11 protein-coding genes and 1 tRNA gene are annotated in these 16,110 nt (G+C 36.2%); 3 read left to right on the forward strand and 9 right to left on the reverse strand.

Annotated features, from left to right (window positions below):
- Positions 1-86: 86 nt before the first annotated feature.
- On the reverse strand, positions 87-2,585 hold the full coding sequence (locus tag F9B76_RS09665; RefSeq protein ID WP_159991921.1) for a WG repeat-containing protein: 2,499 nt from the start codon (positions 2,583-2,585) through the stop codon (positions 87-89).
- Between the two features lie 556 nt (positions 2,586-3,141).
- Between F9B76_RS09665 and F9B76_RS09670 the strand changes: the two genes are divergently transcribed.
- Both F9B76_RS09670 and F9B76_RS09675 read left to right on the forward strand, forming a co-directional pair.
- Positions 3,142-3,324: a type II toxin-antitoxin system HicA family toxin gene (locus F9B76_RS09670; protein ID WP_159991922.1), complete on the forward strand. Its 183-nt coding sequence runs from the start codon at positions 3,142-3,144 to the stop codon at positions 3,322-3,324.
- Positions 3,325-3,370: 46 nt separating this feature from the next.
- Entirely contained in the window at positions 3,371-3,790 is a 420-nt protein-coding gene (locus F9B76_RS09675; RefSeq protein WP_159991923.1) for a type II toxin-antitoxin system HicB family antitoxin, read from the forward strand.
- Between the two features lie 344 nt (positions 3,791-4,134).
- Here the strand turns inward: F9B76_RS09675 and F9B76_RS10285 are convergent, their stop codons facing one another.
- Positions 4,135-4,296, reverse strand: coding sequence for a hypothetical protein (locus F9B76_RS10285; RefSeq protein ID WP_201289306.1), 162 nt, complete (start codon positions 4,294-4,296; stop codon positions 4,135-4,137).
- Positions 4,297-4,594: 298 nt separating this feature from the next.
- Positions 4,595-4,669 (reverse strand) — tRNA-Arg (locus F9B76_RS09680).
- 372 nt (positions 4,670-5,041) lie between these two features.
- On the opposite strand from F9B76_RS09680, the gene F9B76_RS09685 reads away from it, so the two are divergent.
- Positions 5,042-5,986, forward strand: a complete 945-nt coding sequence (locus F9B76_RS09685; protein WP_159991924.1) for a CysB family HTH-type transcriptional regulator — start codon at positions 5,042-5,044, stop codon at positions 5,984-5,986.
- A gap of 236 nt (positions 5,987-6,222) precedes the next feature.
- Here the strand turns inward: F9B76_RS09685 and F9B76_RS09690 are convergent, their stop codons facing one another.
- From F9B76_RS09690 to F9B76_RS09715, 6 genes are all read right to left on the reverse strand, one after another.
- Positions 6,223-7,884: an AMP-binding protein gene (locus F9B76_RS09690; protein ID WP_159991925.1), complete on the reverse strand. Its 1,662-nt coding sequence runs from the start codon at positions 7,882-7,884 to the stop codon at positions 6,223-6,225.
- Positions 7,885-7,954: 70 nt separating this feature from the next.
- The gene (locus tag F9B76_RS09695) at positions 7,955-9,421 is read right to left on the reverse strand and encodes an OmpP1/FadL family transporter (protein ID WP_243140641.1); all 1,467 of its coding nucleotides are present in this window, start codon (positions 9,419-9,421) and stop codon (positions 7,955-7,957) included.
- A gap of 418 nt (positions 9,422-9,839) precedes the next feature.
- Positions 9,840-11,768, reverse strand: a complete 1,929-nt coding sequence (locus tag F9B76_RS09700; RefSeq protein WP_159991926.1) for a 3-hydroxyacyl-CoA dehydrogenase NAD-binding domain-containing protein — start codon at positions 11,766-11,768, stop codon at positions 9,840-9,842.
- Between the two features lie 4 nt (positions 11,769-11,772).
- The gene (locus F9B76_RS09705; protein WP_159991927.1) at positions 11,773-13,062 is read right to left on the reverse strand and encodes an acetyl-CoA C-acetyltransferase; all 1,290 of its coding nucleotides are present in this window, start codon (positions 13,060-13,062) and stop codon (positions 11,773-11,775) included.
- Positions 13,063-13,071: 9 nt separating this feature from the next.
- Complete coding sequence (locus tag F9B76_RS09710; protein ID WP_243140642.1) at positions 13,072-15,366, reverse strand: acyl-CoA dehydrogenase; 2,295 nt, start codon at positions 15,364-15,366, stop codon at positions 13,072-13,074.
- Positions 15,332-16,018: a TetR/AcrR family transcriptional regulator gene (locus F9B76_RS09715; RefSeq protein WP_159991928.1), complete on the reverse strand. Its 687-nt coding sequence runs from the start codon at positions 16,016-16,018 to the stop codon at positions 15,332-15,334. Before F9B76_RS09715 ends, F9B76_RS09710 begins: the two co-directional genes overlap by 35 nt.
- Between the last annotated feature and the right edge of the window lie 92 nt (positions 16,019-16,110).

Raw genomic sequence — 16,110 nt, forward strand, 5'->3', positions numbered from 1 at the left:
TTTTAAGGTATTAGATGAAAAGACCCACTCATAAGAGTGGGTTAATGAGGGAAAAAACGTTATTTTAGAAAGGTATGATTAAATCTCTATTTATATTTATGTTGTAGTTTTTCCTTAACGTCTTTCATCTCAGCCATAGCAATATTTTTAGGATTTAGGTAGTCTAATAATAAGTGTATATAGAGATCCATTGATATTCCTTCAACGTCAGATGTCAATTCTTCTTTTAATTTATTTAAAAATTGAATATCCAAATAAGTCGCATTCAAATATAAATTGGCTAAATAAGCCATTTCTGAATCTTTAAACGAATGCGTTAAGATTGCTTGAGCTTCTTCCTTTTTGTTTTCAAGAGAAAGATGAACCTTTTGTATAAACTTTTCTAAATCTTGATCGGCGATATTTTCAAAATCAAGTAAATGATTTTTAAATTGCTTGAGTAAGGTTTCAAATTGCTCAAACTCTGTTTTTCCTTCTGATGTAGGGGTATCAGAAATAGTTATCTTAGGTAATAATTCAACACCAAATAGTGTTTTATTATCCTCTAACTTTTGTAAATAACTTGCCGGATATTTTCCTTCTGTCGTTATGAAAATAAGCTCATTATGCCATTTTGTTGAAAAGAGACCGTGACTTAATACGATATTAACCACAAATTCTGTATCATATTTAATATCAGTCATAAATTGATGTCGGTTAAGGTCAAATAATCCCCATTTACCTTCTTTTTTAAGGAAAAGATATTGCTGATACTCCCTTAATTCCTCATAAATAAGGGGAATAATGATATTTCCCTTTATATCGATCACTCCTGATTGATTATTTTGTTTAACAAAGAACAAGTGAGGATTATAATAACTATACTTAATATCATCATAAACAGCATCAAAAATAATATGTTTATTGATGTCAAATATACCGAATTTACCATTAAGTTTAAAGGCAAATAAATTATCGGTTAGGTAGCGTAAATGTTCATACTCAAAGGGGATAATGATATTGCCTATTGAATCAATTACCCCATATTTACCTTGTATTTGAGCAAAGGCTAAATCTCCTGTGTGATATGGATGATTTACGGTATTCTCTTCTTTATTCCTTAGTGTAAATATATGAATACTTGCTTTATCATATTCAAAGGGGGTTAATGCTTTACCTTCAGAAGAAAGTAAGGCTTCTTTTTTATCTCTACCTACTATGATAAAGTTCCCTTGTTGATAAATATAGTTATGAGGAATCTTAGTAAAAGGTCTTCCATCTAAGGTGAATACTGTTGTTTTATTATATTCATATTGGGACACAAATAATTTGTTATCTCTTATCGCAATATCATCATAAATAGCGGGAAAAATAATATCCAAACTTGTATCCATAACCCCTTTTTTACCATTAAGAAAGAATTTGAAGAGATTATGCTTTTCATCTAAACTACTGAGTCCATCATATGTAAAATCAGTTAGTAGATTACCTTTTAGATCTATAATGGCTTCTTTACGGTTGTGGTTTTCCAGTGAAAATAGAGAATCAGTAATTTTACTTACATTATAGATATCGGAGAAAAGTATTTTTCCTGAGGTATCAATTAATTTATTTTTCCCTCTCCCTACAAAAGACTCGATATAAATAAGATCTGAGTTTGGAGATAAGATGCTAATATAGCTATTATCTGCTTCAAACAATAAATGCCCATCTAATGAATAAATCTTTTTGTGTAATGTTTCACGACTTTCCACAAGAATAAATTTATCACGGATAGAAAAGTATACTTTGTCATCCAGTACAATGATTTCTTTTTGATCTTTTAATAGGATAGATTTATTGTCTTGATAGACCGCAATATAGTGTTCATCTAAAATATCGTAAAAATCTTTTCCATATAAGCTAGGTTTAAAAATAGTTTTACCTTGTTGATTGACTAAAATTTCAGAAATCTCATTACCTTGCTCATCTTCTTCAATGAGCAAAATATAATCCTCTCGTAAATGAGGTAGCTTATATTTAAATGGAATAACTTCTTGACCTGTTTCGAGATGGATACCACCCCATTTCCCATTAGCATCTTGTAAATAGATAACAGGGAATAGGTAACTATAATGATCAATAAGTGGATTAGGTATATTAGGTATATTAGGTATATTAAGGTAGAAGCTGTTATAGTAATAATCAGCGTAAGGAATGAGAGGTTTTTTGGTTTGTATCTGTGCAAAATCAAGGTATTTAGGCTCAATGATTTCTTTCCCGTTGGGGTCTAATATACCAATTTTATCCCTTTGTATGGCAAAAAAAGGTTTTTTTATGGCCAGCCAGTATCCGTTAGTATAAGGCTTAAGTTCTGAGTAATTACCCCCAAATTTAGCCTTATAAATTTCTTGATCAATATTTTGAAGTTGATGAGTGAGTTCTTTTTGGCAATCATTTAGTTTTTCTGCTTCTGTGGTATTATTCTGCGTTTCAGAAGGAGGACATTGTTTTAATTGAGAAAGCAAAGCCTCTTTTTGTGCTTCTAAATCAGAAAGAGGGTTACAAGCAACACAACATAAAGCCACCATTAGTGAGATAAACGATTTTTTAGAGAGATATTTCATAGAACATTTGATGTGAAATAAAGCAGAGAATAAGAGACTCTTTCGGAGGTTTTATAAACTTCCTACCTATTTTAAGCTATTGATAAATAGGATAAAATTACCCTTTCTTTTGTATTAAATTTTATATCCTTTTGAGAATAAGAGAAAGTCTTTTTATTTTTCTTAATATTTTTGTGTTTAATTTTATAAATTGAAATAGAAGTGAGTAAAGAAGGCTCTTTAGTGAGTAACTATAATTTATTACTTACAAAATTATAATGCTTTAAATTCGGCTGGCTCAAAACGTGCTGGATAAAACATAAATATTCCTTTTCAATCATTAGAGAGAGATATAGTATTTTAGTATTAATCACTTTATTGATGGCTTATTTTGATCTTAATTACTTTTTAGTCTTTTCAAATAGTCCTATTTTAAGAGTTATTAGTTGGGTATTTGAAAGTAAATAGTAGAAAACTATCTAGTGATAATTTATACATACAAACACAACAAAAATGTTGTGTTATAACAATTTTGTTGTTATAATAGAACCGCTGTATCTAATAAGGAGGCCTACTTATGAAATACAGTGAATACCTAAGATATTTGATTTCTCTAGGATGTACTGTTGAAACCCACAAACGTGGTAGTCACCGTAAGGTAACGTTAAATGGTAAACAAACAGTTTTCCCTTATCATGGTAGCAAAGAGATGGGTAAATTTTTAGAGAATAAAATCAAAAAAGACTTAGGCATAAAGTGAAGTAAAGACAGCCTCTTTGGGGGGCTGTCCCTTCTAGGAGTACGCAATGTTACAATATCCTGTTGATGTTATTCAAGATACTAATGGCTCTTATCTGGTTACTTGCCCTGATATTCCAGAGATGGCAAGTGTGGGTGATGATATAGAAGAAGCACTATTAGAGGCAGAAGAGGGTTTACAAACTGCACTTGAATTTTACTTTGATGATCGTCGTTCTATTCCTCTACCTAGTAAGGTAAAATCAGGACAATATCTTGTATCGCTATCTATTTTACAGTCAATGAAAGTTTTTTTACTAAATGAGATGGTTGCTCAAGGGGTAAAAAAAGCAGAGATGGCTAGACGTTTAGATGTGCATCTTCCACAAATTGATCGTTTGCTTGATTTTCGCCACGCTACTAAAGTTGAATTTGTTGAAAAGGCTTATAGTAAGTTAGATAAGCATTTTAATATATTGCCCTATTGATTATAGGGTGTATGCATACTCTTTATACCCAGTAGAAATTATCTGTGAAGGTGTTTGCCTGACCTTTATTTAAGTGTGACTAATATAATTTAATAGCTTGGTGGTTAGGTAAGAAAATAGTCCTAGTCTTGACATTTATTCTCATTAGGAAATGCATGGGTTTATGCAATAGTTATTGCATAAAGGATAGTTATAGTATCAGAAAGAAATATTATTAGTTTTTTAGGGTTTTTGATGATCTATTTAAACAATCGCTGATTTAGGTTTACCTATCAGAAAAACCTTTTGATTGGGTTCATTTTCTAGAATTTCTTGATGAATACTAAGGGATTAAACTAGTAAAATTATTTGTATGCCAAGGCTTTAATTTCTTTTTGATGTATTTTGATGACACGTCTTGCAGCGGCAAGAACCACACGTTTTCCTGCTTCTCCATCAAGCTCAAATTTTACGGCTTGTGTATTGAGTTGAGAGGTTTTTTTATTTTGTACTGATTGTTGAGACATTATCTTTCCTATTTTATTGATGATAGATACAATAAATATAAATCGCTCCTATTTGATTTCTTTTCTATTTTATTAGCTATTTTAAACGTTTTAATTTTTGAATCAGTTAATGCACTCATTTTATAAAATCCTCTCGTTATTAATTATTGAGATTTTACCAATATTTGTACCAACGCTTTAGGTTATTACCATTTAATTCCTATAATTTCCTTTTATTTTGTTTTTATAAAAATATGTTTTAAATCAATTGGTTATTCTCTTTATTTATTCCCAATTATTACCTATTATTTTTATTTGATGGTCTCCCCAGCCAGAATCGAACCAGCATCTAATTCTTAGGAGGAATTTGTTCTATCCATTGAACTATGGGGAGATAGGTTCGTATTATAGCTTATCTTTGTATGAAGAATGCTATTAAGCATTGTTTATGATGATGAATACTTAAAGTAAGTGGGTATCTCTTAGGATAAAAATACTCCCCATTTAAACGTAAAGAAGAGTATTTTAAATGATGGAATCATGCTGTAAGCGGTGTGACTTTACTTTAGTGATTAATTTCACTAGGGATAAGAAATAGATAGTCATTTTCTTATTATGTCCAATAGGATTTAAATCAGTTGTATTTTCTGAAGTCTATAAAAAGTCTATAAAAAGTCTAGAATTAGTAATTATATCTATATAACCAAATGAAATATAAAATAATGTTTTTATTTATTATAATAATATTGTTATAAAGAGGTATCATATGAATTTGCAACAATTTCGGTATATTAGGGAAATTATTCGACGTAATTATAATTTAACAGAAACTTCACAGGCACTTTATACATCGCAGCCAGGGGTATCAAAAGCAGTTATTGAGTTTGAAGATGAATTGGGCTTGCAGGTATTTGAGCGTCATGGAAAGCGGATTAAGGGTTTAACAAAACCCGGACAAACGGTAGCTGCGGTGATTGAGCGCATTATCCGTGAAGTGGATAATTTAAAACGTGTTAGTGATGAATATGCGAAACAAGATGAGGGGGAACTTATTATTGGTTGTACGCATACTCAAGCGCGTTATTTTTTACCTGAAATTATTGTCAATTTCAAGCAAAAATTTCCTAAGGTAAGAGTGTCTTTAGCAGAAGGGAGTCCACAACAGTTAGCCAATATGCTTTTATCTGAAGAGGTAGATGTTGCTGTGGCAACAGAGACCTTGGGACTTGTTTCTGGTATTGTTACATTCCCATGTTATGAGTGGAGTCATACGGTTGTAGTAAAACCAGATCATCCTTTGACTGAATTAACCTCTAGTCAAGCTCGTAATATTACTGCAGCACAAATTGCACAATATCCTATTATTACTTATGATAGTGCTTTCTCTGGTCGGAAGTCTATTGATGCTAGCTTTGCAGTCGCTGGTGTGAAACCTGATATTATTTTAGAGGCGATTGATGCGGATGTCATTAAAACCTATGTAGATGTTGAACTTGGTGTAGGGATTATTGCAGGGATTGCTTTTAACCCTCGCCGTGATACAAATTTAGTTGGTATTCCGGTAGGGCACTTGTTTGGAAAGCATATCTCGCGTATCGGTCTGCGCAAAGGTATTTTTGCACGAGATTATATTTTTGATTTTATCCAAATGTGTGCACCAAACTATAAACGAGAGCAAATAGAAAGAATGTTAAATCCAACAAAAGAGTAGTTTTCTGTGGGGTTATAGTAGAAAAGGGGGCTATAGTAAATTAGCCCTAAATGTTGTACCTTATTTTGATACTATTTTTATGCTGATAAAGATTAGAAAAAAGAGAGCTTAATTTAATAACAGTAAGTTTTTTGAAAAAACAAAGGTTAAGTAAACTAAATAAAAGGGGCTATATAGCCCCTAATTCTATTAATGATAATCTATTAAGTATTTCTCTTGTATTGGACAAGAATATATTACTTATCCCGTAATTGACGTCTTAAAATCTTGCCGACATTATTTTTAGGTAGTTCATCAACAAAAGCTACTTGTTTAGGGACTTTGTATTTGGTTAAGTCTTTACGGCAATGGGCAATAAGCGCTTCAGCACTTAGGTTAGGATCTTTACGAACAACAAATAACTTGACCAACTCTCCAGCTGGGCCATTATCAACACCGACAGCGGCAACTTCTAATACCCCAGGGTGTGAAGCGGCGACATCTTCCACTTCATTAGGATAAACATTAAAACCAGAAACAATAATCAGATCTTTTTTGCGATCAACAAGATACACAAAACCGTTTTCATCCATATAGCCAACATCACCGCTACGGAAATAGCCTTCTTCATCAAAGACTTTTGTGGTTTCATCAGATTTTCCCCAATAACCTTTCATCACCTGAGGGCCTTTAATCAGAATTTCACCAACCTCATTAATAGGTAATGCTTTACCATCATCATCTACAATCTTAATATAAGTAGAAGAAATCGGTAAACCAATAGAACCATTAAAAGTCTCTAAATCAAGCGGATTAACCGTTGCCGCAGGGCTAGTTTCTGTGAGTCCATAAGCTTGTACTAACGGTACTCCTGTAACGGCTTTCCATTTTTCTGCGGTATTATTTTGTACTGCCATACCACCGCCTAGTGTAACACGCAATGAGCTAAAGTCAATTTTACGGAAAGCTTCATTATTAAGTAGGGCATTAAATAAGGTATTAACACCTGTAAAAGCGGTAAATTTATATTTGGAAATTTCTTTAATAAATCCTTTTATATCGCGAGGATTAACAATTAAGAGATTGGTTGCACCAAAACGCATAAAGGTAAGGCAGTTGGCAGTCAGTGCGAAAATATGGTAGAGCGGTAGTGCTGTTACGATAAGATCTTCACCTTCTTTTATATAGGCTTGTACCCATGCATGAGCCTGTAAAACATTAGCAACAATATTACCATGAGTAAGAATAGCGCCTTTAGGTACACCTGTTGTCCCCCCTGTATATTGTAAGAAAGCATGGCTATCATGGTTAAGTGCCATTGGTGTAAAGGTTGCTTTTGCTCCTTCTTTAAATACACTACTCATACGAATATGATGAGGAATATGCCAAGAAGGAATCATTTTTTTAATATACCGCAGTACAAAATCAATAATAGATCCTTTGATACTTCCTAACATATCACCAATTGAAGTCACAATAACTTTTTTAAGGTGGGGGGTATGAGGTAGGGCAGCTTCAACAGTAGCCGCAAAGTTTTCAACGACAATCAGAACTTCTGCACCAGAATCATTTAACTGATTAGCTACCTCATGAGCGGTATACATGGGATTAAAATTAACAGCAACACAGCCTGCTCGCAATGTACCAAATAAACAGACAGGATACTGGAGGATATTTGGCATCATCAAGCCTACTCTTGTTCCCGGTTGAATATTTTGCTGTTGTAGCCAAGCAGCAAAGTAACGGGAATACGCATCAAGTTCTTTATAAGAAAGCTTTGTTCCCATTGAAATAAAGGCAGTATTTTCTGCAAATTTTTTAGCGCATTGCTCAAAAATATCAACTAATGAGGGGTGCTGATTTAAATCAATATCAGCAGGAATACCTTTAGGGTAGTTTTTTAGCCAGATTCTATCCATTTTTATTATCCTCCAGTTTAGAAAAGGGGGTGTTGGATAGAAAGTCTATCCAACTGTTATAGTGTAGGATTTAGAAAAAACGATGTGATAATTGTAAGCCGAAGATATGACCATTTGCTTTATATTTACCGCTGAGATGACCAAATACAAGGCGATCACTGTTATTGACATTATTCACTTTTGCTTTACCTAGCATTTGAAGATAGGTATAGCCAACATCAATGGTTGTATTTTCACTCGGTTTGTATTGAGCACCGATACTTAACCAGAGACGGTCTTTATCAGGTAAAGAAGCAGGACGATAGGTAGCTTTTTGTACGGGTGATTGATCCCATGCAATACCTGTCTTAAGTTTCCATGCATCTGTTAATTGATAATTTGCACCAACAGCAATACGCCAAGCATCTTTAAATTTTAAGTAAAGAGTCGTTGAATGTTGGATAGGAAAGTCTGGTGTTTTAATCGTTAATTTTGGAATACTACTCCAACCTGTCCATGATACATCCGCTAATAATTCCCATTTAGGATCTAAGCGTTGATAAAGTGATAAGATGGCCATATCAGGTAGAGATACGGTTGCATAGGCTCTACTATGAGGAGGCGCACCTAGTGCTGAAGTAGAGTAACCAAATTGTGCTAATAAGCCTGTTGTTGGTGCAGGATATTCTACATTAGTATCACCATCGGCTTTATGCTTGATGCGTGAACGATAAGAGAAACCAATGCGCGTATCTTCACTCGGCGTATATAAGAAACCAATATTCCAACCATAGGCAGTATTTTTGATTTTTGTCTTGGTTTGGGCATCAAGTGAATTACAATCGTTTTGTGAGCAATGATTTTGTAAAGCACGTTGTGCAAAACCGAGTCTTTGTTGTGTTGCGACATCGCCTTGAGCAATGGCATTTCGCATACCTGCTTCTAATCTCGTTCTAATCCCTTGATATAAAGGTGCTGTGTTTTGTGCTTTTTCGTAAGTGGCTTTGATATGTTGAATATTAAAACCCGCACCAATAGAGAAAGTATCTGATACTTTAAATGATAGGGATGGATTAATATTAATCGTTTCAATTTCAAAAGATTGAGAGTGATAACGACCTACCCAATCTTTGTCATATTCTGTTTTAAGTCCAAAAGGTACGCTAATACCAAGACCAACATGAATACGATCTGTTGCTTGATAAGTCATATGAAGATTAGGCACAAGTGCAAAGCTACCTGCATCGCCACCATTGCCACCTACTCTACTAATACCATAAGCCCCTCGTGATTTACCATCATTTTTAAATTTAAAAGAAGGCCCTATAAGATTAGCCCCTGCAGAAATCTGTAGCCCGGGTAATTGACTCATACCAGCTGGGTTAAAATAAATGGTTGATGCATTATCAGCAATAGCAGCAGAACCTGCATAGGCATTTCCTAGACCGCTTGCATTTTGTTCTAAAAGGTTAAAACCAGCGGCATTGGCTAAGCTCGCACATCCGAATAATCCAATACATGCTGATAAGGTACGTAATTGAAATGATCTTCTCATCATCTTCTCCTTCTGTGAAAGCAATATTTTAAACGGAAAATAAAACATTGTTTGGATTTTTATAATAAGTAATGATTTATTCTCCTGTATTATGGGGGTGTAGGTAATTAGCATTATTACTAAAGTGTTGTATTTTATAAACATAAGAGGCTATTTCCATCTTATCTGCTGTACACAAAAAGATGATGGGTATCTGAGTAATAGTCCTATTATGATGACAAAATATAAAAATAAAGTATGACAGGGTGAGATTTTTGAGGGTAGTGAGAAACTATTTGCTTTGTGTAAGCTATATGAGTAGAGTAATGTTAAAGATTAATTTTTTGATGAACTCTTACTCTCTAAAAGTAAAAGTAGCACAGTGTAGATTACTACTAAGGCTATTTATCCATACTATGCTACTACCTAAAAATAGCTGTATTTATTGAGGGTAGATTGTTTTTCGGTAGTTAAGTGGGCCGCCTCGGAATGGCGCAAAACCCGTACCAAAAATTATACCTGCATCAACTAAATCAGCATCTTCTATAATACCCTTATCAAGCTGTGCTTGTGCTTGATTAATAAAGGGGGTAATTAAACGTAAAGCGAGGTGTTCGGGAATATCTTTCTGACTAAACTGGCTAGTTTTGCGATTTTTCCATTGATAGAAACCTTCACCTGTTTTTTTGCCTAGTTTGTGTTGGTCAACGAGCTGCGTTAAGCATGATGGTACTTGGCTTGTTCCTGATAATTGTGTACCTGCTGCTATAGCAATATCTAATCCAACGGTATCAGCGAGTTCTATAGGCCCCATTGGCATACCAAATTTAAGCATAGCGGTATCAATCACTTCGGGTTCAATCCCTTCATCAACACAACGCATCGCTTCTAGCATATAAGGTACAAGGACAGCATTCACTAAGAACCCGGGAGAGTCTTTTACTAATAAAGGTAATTTTCCGATGCGCCCCACAAAAGCGCAAGCCTGATGAATAACATCTTTATTAATGCCTTCTGCCGTAATGACTTCAACTAATGGCATTTTGGCAACGGGATTAAAGAAATGAACGCCTATAAAACGCTCTGGGTGTGCAAGTGGTTTGCGTAAATCTGCCAAGGATAGGCTAGAAGTATTGGTGGCTAAAATAGCACTTGGTTTGATGCGTGATTCAATTTCCCGATAGAGAGCGTGCTTTGCATCAAGGTTTTCAAAAATAGCCTCAATAATAATATCAGCTCTTTCTATCCCTAAACCTTGAGGATCGGGGATAAAATTGTCGCGTGCTTGTTGTGCGGTATGCTTATCTTTACGAGCAAATAGTGAAGAGGCTTGCTTTAAAGCATTGGCGATGTGCTTATAGTTGGTATCTTGTATAGTCACTTTGAGGCCTTGTAAGGCACACCATGTGGCAATACCGCCTCCCATAATACCAGCACCAATGACATGAACATGTTTGATGGTGTTGGCATCTCCCTTTTTACTATATGATTTCAATCGTTCTTGTAAATGAAAAACACGAAGAAGATTTTTAGTAGTAGGGGATAAGAGTAGTTGTTGAATAATAGAAGAATCTTCTAAGCCATTACCACCATGTTTTTCCCAAATATCAAGAATAGCAAGAGGAGCAGGGTAGTGACCTAAAGGGTCTTTTTTTTGTACCTGCTGACGCGCCATATGTGCCAGAATTTTTTTGAAAGGATAAGTATTCAGTAATTTGCCTATTCCTTTCGCTTGGTGTGGCATTTTACCTGATAGAACAACTTGTTGTGCTGTTTGTAGCGCAACACGAGGAGCAACTACATAATCAACTAACCCGGTTGATTTTGCTTTACGAGCATCCAAACGACGACCTGTTAGCATCATATCTATTGCTGTTTTTGCCCCTACTATGTCAGGTAAGCGCTTAACACCGCCCCATCCAGGATAAATACCCAACATCACTTCTGGTAAACCTAAGCTGGGTTTAGGTGTATCAACTAAAACACGATAACGGCAAGCGAGGACTAATTCTAATCCTCCGCCTAAGCAAACGCCATGGATAAGTGCTAGTGTTGGATAGGGGACTTTAGCAAGGCGATTAAATAAGTCCCAACCGCGTTGGATTAATACCTCACCTGCTTTAGGCTCTTGCTCAAAAGCAGAAAATTCATTAATATCTGCCCCTGCAATAAAACCATTTTCTTTGCCTGAACGAATAATCAAGCCAGCAGGTTGATGCTTATCAAGATAATCTACTATTTGAGTGAGTTCATCCATTACTTCTGCTGATAAAGCATTCATTGATCGGTCAGGACAATCAATGACTAAGTAAGCGATGTTTTTTTCATCACGGCTAAGTATCCAGTTTTTTAGGGTTAATTCACTTATCATGATTTTACTCCTCCATAATTTCGATAAGCATAGCACCACCTTGACCTCCACCAATACAAATACTGGCTAAGCCACGTTTTAACTGACGTTTTTTTAGGGCATGGATCAGGTGTAAGACAATTCGTGTACCTGATGCACCCACTGGATGACCTATGGCAATTGCCCCCCCATCGACATTCAGTTTATCTTGGTCAACTAAACCGAAGGCATGATGTGCAAAATGGGTTTGACAATAAGTCTCATCATTAAATGCTTTAATGCAAGCTAGGGTTTGTGCGGCAAATGCTTCATTGATTTCCCATAGATCAATATCATCAATGCTAAGCTGATGCCGTTCTAAAATAGGTGCGCACGCATGTACAGGACCTAGCCCCATTTCACCGGGGTCTAGTGCTGCCCATTGTGTATCAATAATTTTGGCAATAGGTTGTAGATTCCATTTTTTGATAGCTTCTTCACTGGCTAAAATTAATGCGGCAGCACCATCAGTAACTTGTGAACTATTGCCCGCGGTAATATTTCCTGCTGGTTTATCAAAAACAGGTTTAAGTTTACTTAGTTTATCAATGGTAGAGTCAGAACGAATACCATCATCTACTTGATATAGCTTGCCTTTTGTGTCAATGATAGGAATAAGCTCTGCTTGAAAACTTTTATCATTTTGTGCTCGAATAGCACGTTCATGGCTACGAGCGCTGAATGCGTCCATTTCTTGTCGAGAGATATTAAATTTGTAGGCAAGGTTTTCAGCGGTTTGCCCCATAGATATGCCTAAAATAGGATCTGTTAAGCCTTTGAGTAAACCAAATACAGGACTTAAATAGCGTAATTTAAAGGTTTTTAGAAGAGAAAATTTTTGTCCTAATGATTTTGCACTTTTAAATTTAGCTAGAAAATCAACGGCTTGTTCAGAAAAGAGAACAGGTGAACGGGAAAGTGCTTCCGTACCAACTGCAAGTACAAGATCTGAACGTCCTGTTTGGATATTGGCAATAGCAGAATCTATGGACTGCATACCTGATGCACAATTACGCATGACAGTCCAAGCAGGGACTTTATACCCTGTTCCTATCCGAAGTCCTACTACTCGTCCAATATTTGTTTCATCAGGAGTAGGGCTAACACAACCTACAATCACTTCTGAAAAATCAGAAGCCTTAAAAGGTTGGCGTAGCATAAGGGGATTTATCGCTTGAACAGCTAGGTCAGCCGCAGAAAAAGGCCCTCTACCACCACGCATTTTTAAGAAAGGAGTGCGTGCCCCATCTATGATATAAACAGCTTTAAATGACATGGGTTTTCCTTATGAATGAAATTGCATAAAAGCAGTAGGTTTGGTTAAATCAAAGGGGAAATCATCTACTTTAATAACAGCATCTCGTAAACGGTTACGTTCTTGAAGTAGTTGATACTCTTCTTCATTAATACGACCATACTCAAAAGCGATATCTGCTATATCGCGAACATTAGCACGAGCATCATTTTTAAAGATGCCGTTTTTGTTATCTTGACGGATACGTGCATCTAATGGTTCACATTGAATAGCGATAACTAAGGCTTTTTCCAGTAAGGCAATAGGTTCTTTTTCTGCCTTAGGGATAAAGCAATTAGCAGTAAGACGCTCTCTTGTGGCACTAGGTTGCAGTAATTTTTCAACAATCTGGCGGTCTAGTTTATCAGATGGTTTGGTAAAAACACGTCCCCACATAAAACCCATTATGCGCAAGATACCGCCAATTAAACGGTTTGGAAGATTAGCATAAATACGAAATAATGCTTCTTGTGCAAGGTATAACTGCTCTTGTACTGCTTTGTGAACAATGGGTAAATCTTCTGTAGGACGTCCTTGATTCTCATGATATTTTAGAGTGGCGGTTGCTAAATATAAATGAGAAAGAATATCGCCTAAACGAGCAGAAATTTTTTCATGTTTTTTGAGATCCCCACCATATATTGCAATAGACATATCGACCATAAAGGCAAATAGACTAGAAAGTCGGTTGATATATCGGTAATAATGACGTGTGGCAGGATCTACCTGAATGGGTACTGATGTCCACCATGACCCAATAAGACTGGATAAGAGGCTACGTCCCATATTTTTAAAGGTATGCGTAATATGTCCCCATATATTAACATCAAAATGTTTGAGTGCTAATTCCTTATCGGTTTCTTTTGCCGATTGCATTTCTTTCAGAATATAGGGGTGACAACGGATAGCCCCTTGTCCAAAGATGATAAGATTGCGTGTCAGGATATTCGCCCCCTCTACCGTAATGCCGACAGGAAGTTGTTGATAGCCTCTACCTAGGAAGTTTGAAGGGCCTAAGCAAATGCCTTTTCCGCCAATAATATCCATCCCATCATTAACGACTTTTCGACCCATTTCGGTAACATGGTATTTGGCAATACCCGATAGGATAGAGGGTTTTTCACCCAAATCGACTGCTCCTGCTGTCATAACACGTACGGCATTCCCCGTATAAGTTTGGGCTGCCATACGAGAGAGAATTTCTTCTACCCCTTCAAAGCGGCCAATACTTAAATTAAATTGTTGACGTACTCTTGCATAGGCACTTACGGTACGGAGGGCAAGTTGACTAATACCTACATTAGCAGAGGGTAGTGAGATAGAGCGTCCTGCGGCTAAGCATTCCATCAGCATTCGCCAACCCTTACCAACCATCTCTACACCACCAATCACAAAATCCATGGGGATAAAAACGTCATGACCACGAGTAGGGCCGTTCATAAAGACGGTATTTAGTGGGAAATGTCGCCGACCAATTTCAACACCCGGGTGATCGTGAGGGATTAAGGCACAAGTAATACCGATATCTTTTTTGTCGCCTAGTAAACCATCAGGGTCATAGAGGCGAAATGCTAAGCCTAAAAGGGTGCAGATAGGAGCAAGGGTAATATAGCGTTTGTCCCAAGTGACTTTAATACCGAGGATTTCTTCCCCTTGCCATTCTCCTTTGCAGATAATCCCTGAGTCTGGAATGGCTGCGGCATCAGAGCCTGCCCATGGACTTGTGAGTGCGAAGGCAGGAATTTCTCGTCCATCGGCTAAACGAGGAAGATAATACTCTTTTTGTGTTTGAGTACCATAATGAATCAGTAGTTCAGCAGGGCCTAGTGAATTAGGTACCATAACAGTAACAGCTAGTGCCGAGCTACGAGTTGATAATTGTGTGATAACTTCCGCATGAGCAAAGGCAGAAAAACCAAGTCCACCATACTCCTTAGGAATAATCATCCCCAAGAAAAGATTCTTTTTAATATAGTCCCATGTAGCACTATCTAAATCATAGTCAATAGTGGTGGCTTTCCATTCATCAACCATCGCACATACTTGCTGTACTTCATTGTTGATAAAGGCTTTTTCTTCTGCTGTTAGTTGGGGTTTAGGAAAGGATTGAAAGCGTTTCCAGTCGGGTTTTCCACTGAATAAATCCGCATCCCACCAGACTGTGCCTGCTTCGATAGCATCTTTTTCAGTTGATGACATCGCAGGTTGAACGGTTTTAAAAAAACTAAATAAACGCTTACTAATTTTATCCTTACGGAACTGTTTCAAATTCTGGTAAAGGCGCACGTAAACCTCCTAAAATAAAACTTAACAAACGTGGTTTTAGTTTGTTGTCGTAATGATCATATAATTTGGTGGAATTGGGGCTGTGTTCAGCCGCTTCTAATAATGCTTGAATGCCTGAGATAGCATAAGAGGTTGCGCCCAACATAAATTGGAATCGCCAAATGATTTCTTCTTCGGGTACGCTTGGGAGGGCATTAAAAAAGGCTTGTTTATAGCGTTTAAATACTAATGCATTTTCTTTTGCCACAATAGCGCTAATAAAGCTGCTGGGGTTTACCATCGTTTGTTCAAGAAGACGTAAAAAAATACCGCCATCATGGTGTTCATCACCAGCATGCTCAAGTAATGACCCAAAAAAGGCATTGACGAGCTGAGAGGGCTTAATTAAGTGCCCTGTTCGTGCAGATTCTGCCTCTAATGCATCTAACAAACGTAATCGTTCATTGTTAATCGCGCCTAAACGACGTTTCATTACTGCAATAATCAGTTGATCTTTACTGCCAAAGTGGTAATTGATTGCGGCAAGATTAACTTGTGCAGTTTGTGTAATATCACGCATTGATGTCCCCTCATACCCTTTTTCGACAAATAAGCGCTCTGCTGTGTCTAGAATGGCTTGTTTCGTGATATCTGCTTTACGTAGTTTAGTCATAGAATTTAAATAAATATCATTAACATTTAAATAGATAAGATTAAAACAAACGTTTGTTTCATTATAAGTATATTATGTTACTACGATAATTG

The organism is Pelistega ratti (assembly GCF_009833965.1).
Classification (GTDB): Bacteria; Pseudomonadota; Gammaproteobacteria; order Burkholderiales; family Burkholderiaceae_B; genus Taylorella; species Taylorella ratti.

Excerpts from the sequence above, each read along its gene's own strand:
- F9B76_RS09665 (WP_159991921.1), bottom strand. The coding sequence starts at position 2,585 with ATGAAATATCTCTCTAAAAAATCGTTTATCTCACTAATGGTGGCTTTA.
- F9B76_RS09670 (WP_159991922.1), top strand. The coding sequence starts at position 3,142 with ATGAAATACAGTGAATACCTAAGATATTTGATTTCTCTAGGATGTACT.
- F9B76_RS09675 (WP_159991923.1), top strand. The coding sequence starts at position 3,371 with ATGTTACAATATCCTGTTGATGTTATTCAAGATACTAATGGCTCTTAT.
- F9B76_RS10285 (WP_201289306.1), bottom strand. The coding sequence starts at position 4,296 with ATGTCTCAACAATCAGTACAAAATAAAAAAACCTCTCAACTCAATACA.
- F9B76_RS09685 (WP_159991924.1), top strand. The coding sequence starts at position 5,042 with ATGAATTTGCAACAATTTCGGTATATTAGGGAAATTATTCGACGTAAT.
- F9B76_RS09690 (WP_159991925.1), bottom strand. The coding sequence starts at position 7,884 with ATGGATAGAATCTGGCTAAAAAACTACCCTAAAGGTATTCCTGCTGAT.
- F9B76_RS09695 (WP_243140641.1), bottom strand. The coding sequence starts at position 9,421 with ATGATGAGAAGATCATTTCAATTACGTACCTTATCAGCATGTATTGGA.
- F9B76_RS09700 (WP_159991926.1), bottom strand. The coding sequence starts at position 11,768 with ATGATAAGTGAATTAACCCTAAAAAACTGGATACTTAGCCGTGATGAA.
- F9B76_RS09705 (WP_159991927.1), bottom strand. The coding sequence starts at position 13,062 with ATGTCATTTAAAGCTGTTTATATCATAGATGGGGCACGCACTCCTTTC.
- F9B76_RS09715 (WP_159991928.1), bottom strand. The coding sequence starts at position 16,018 with ATGACTAAACTACGTAAAGCAGATATCACGAAACAAGCCATTCTAGAC.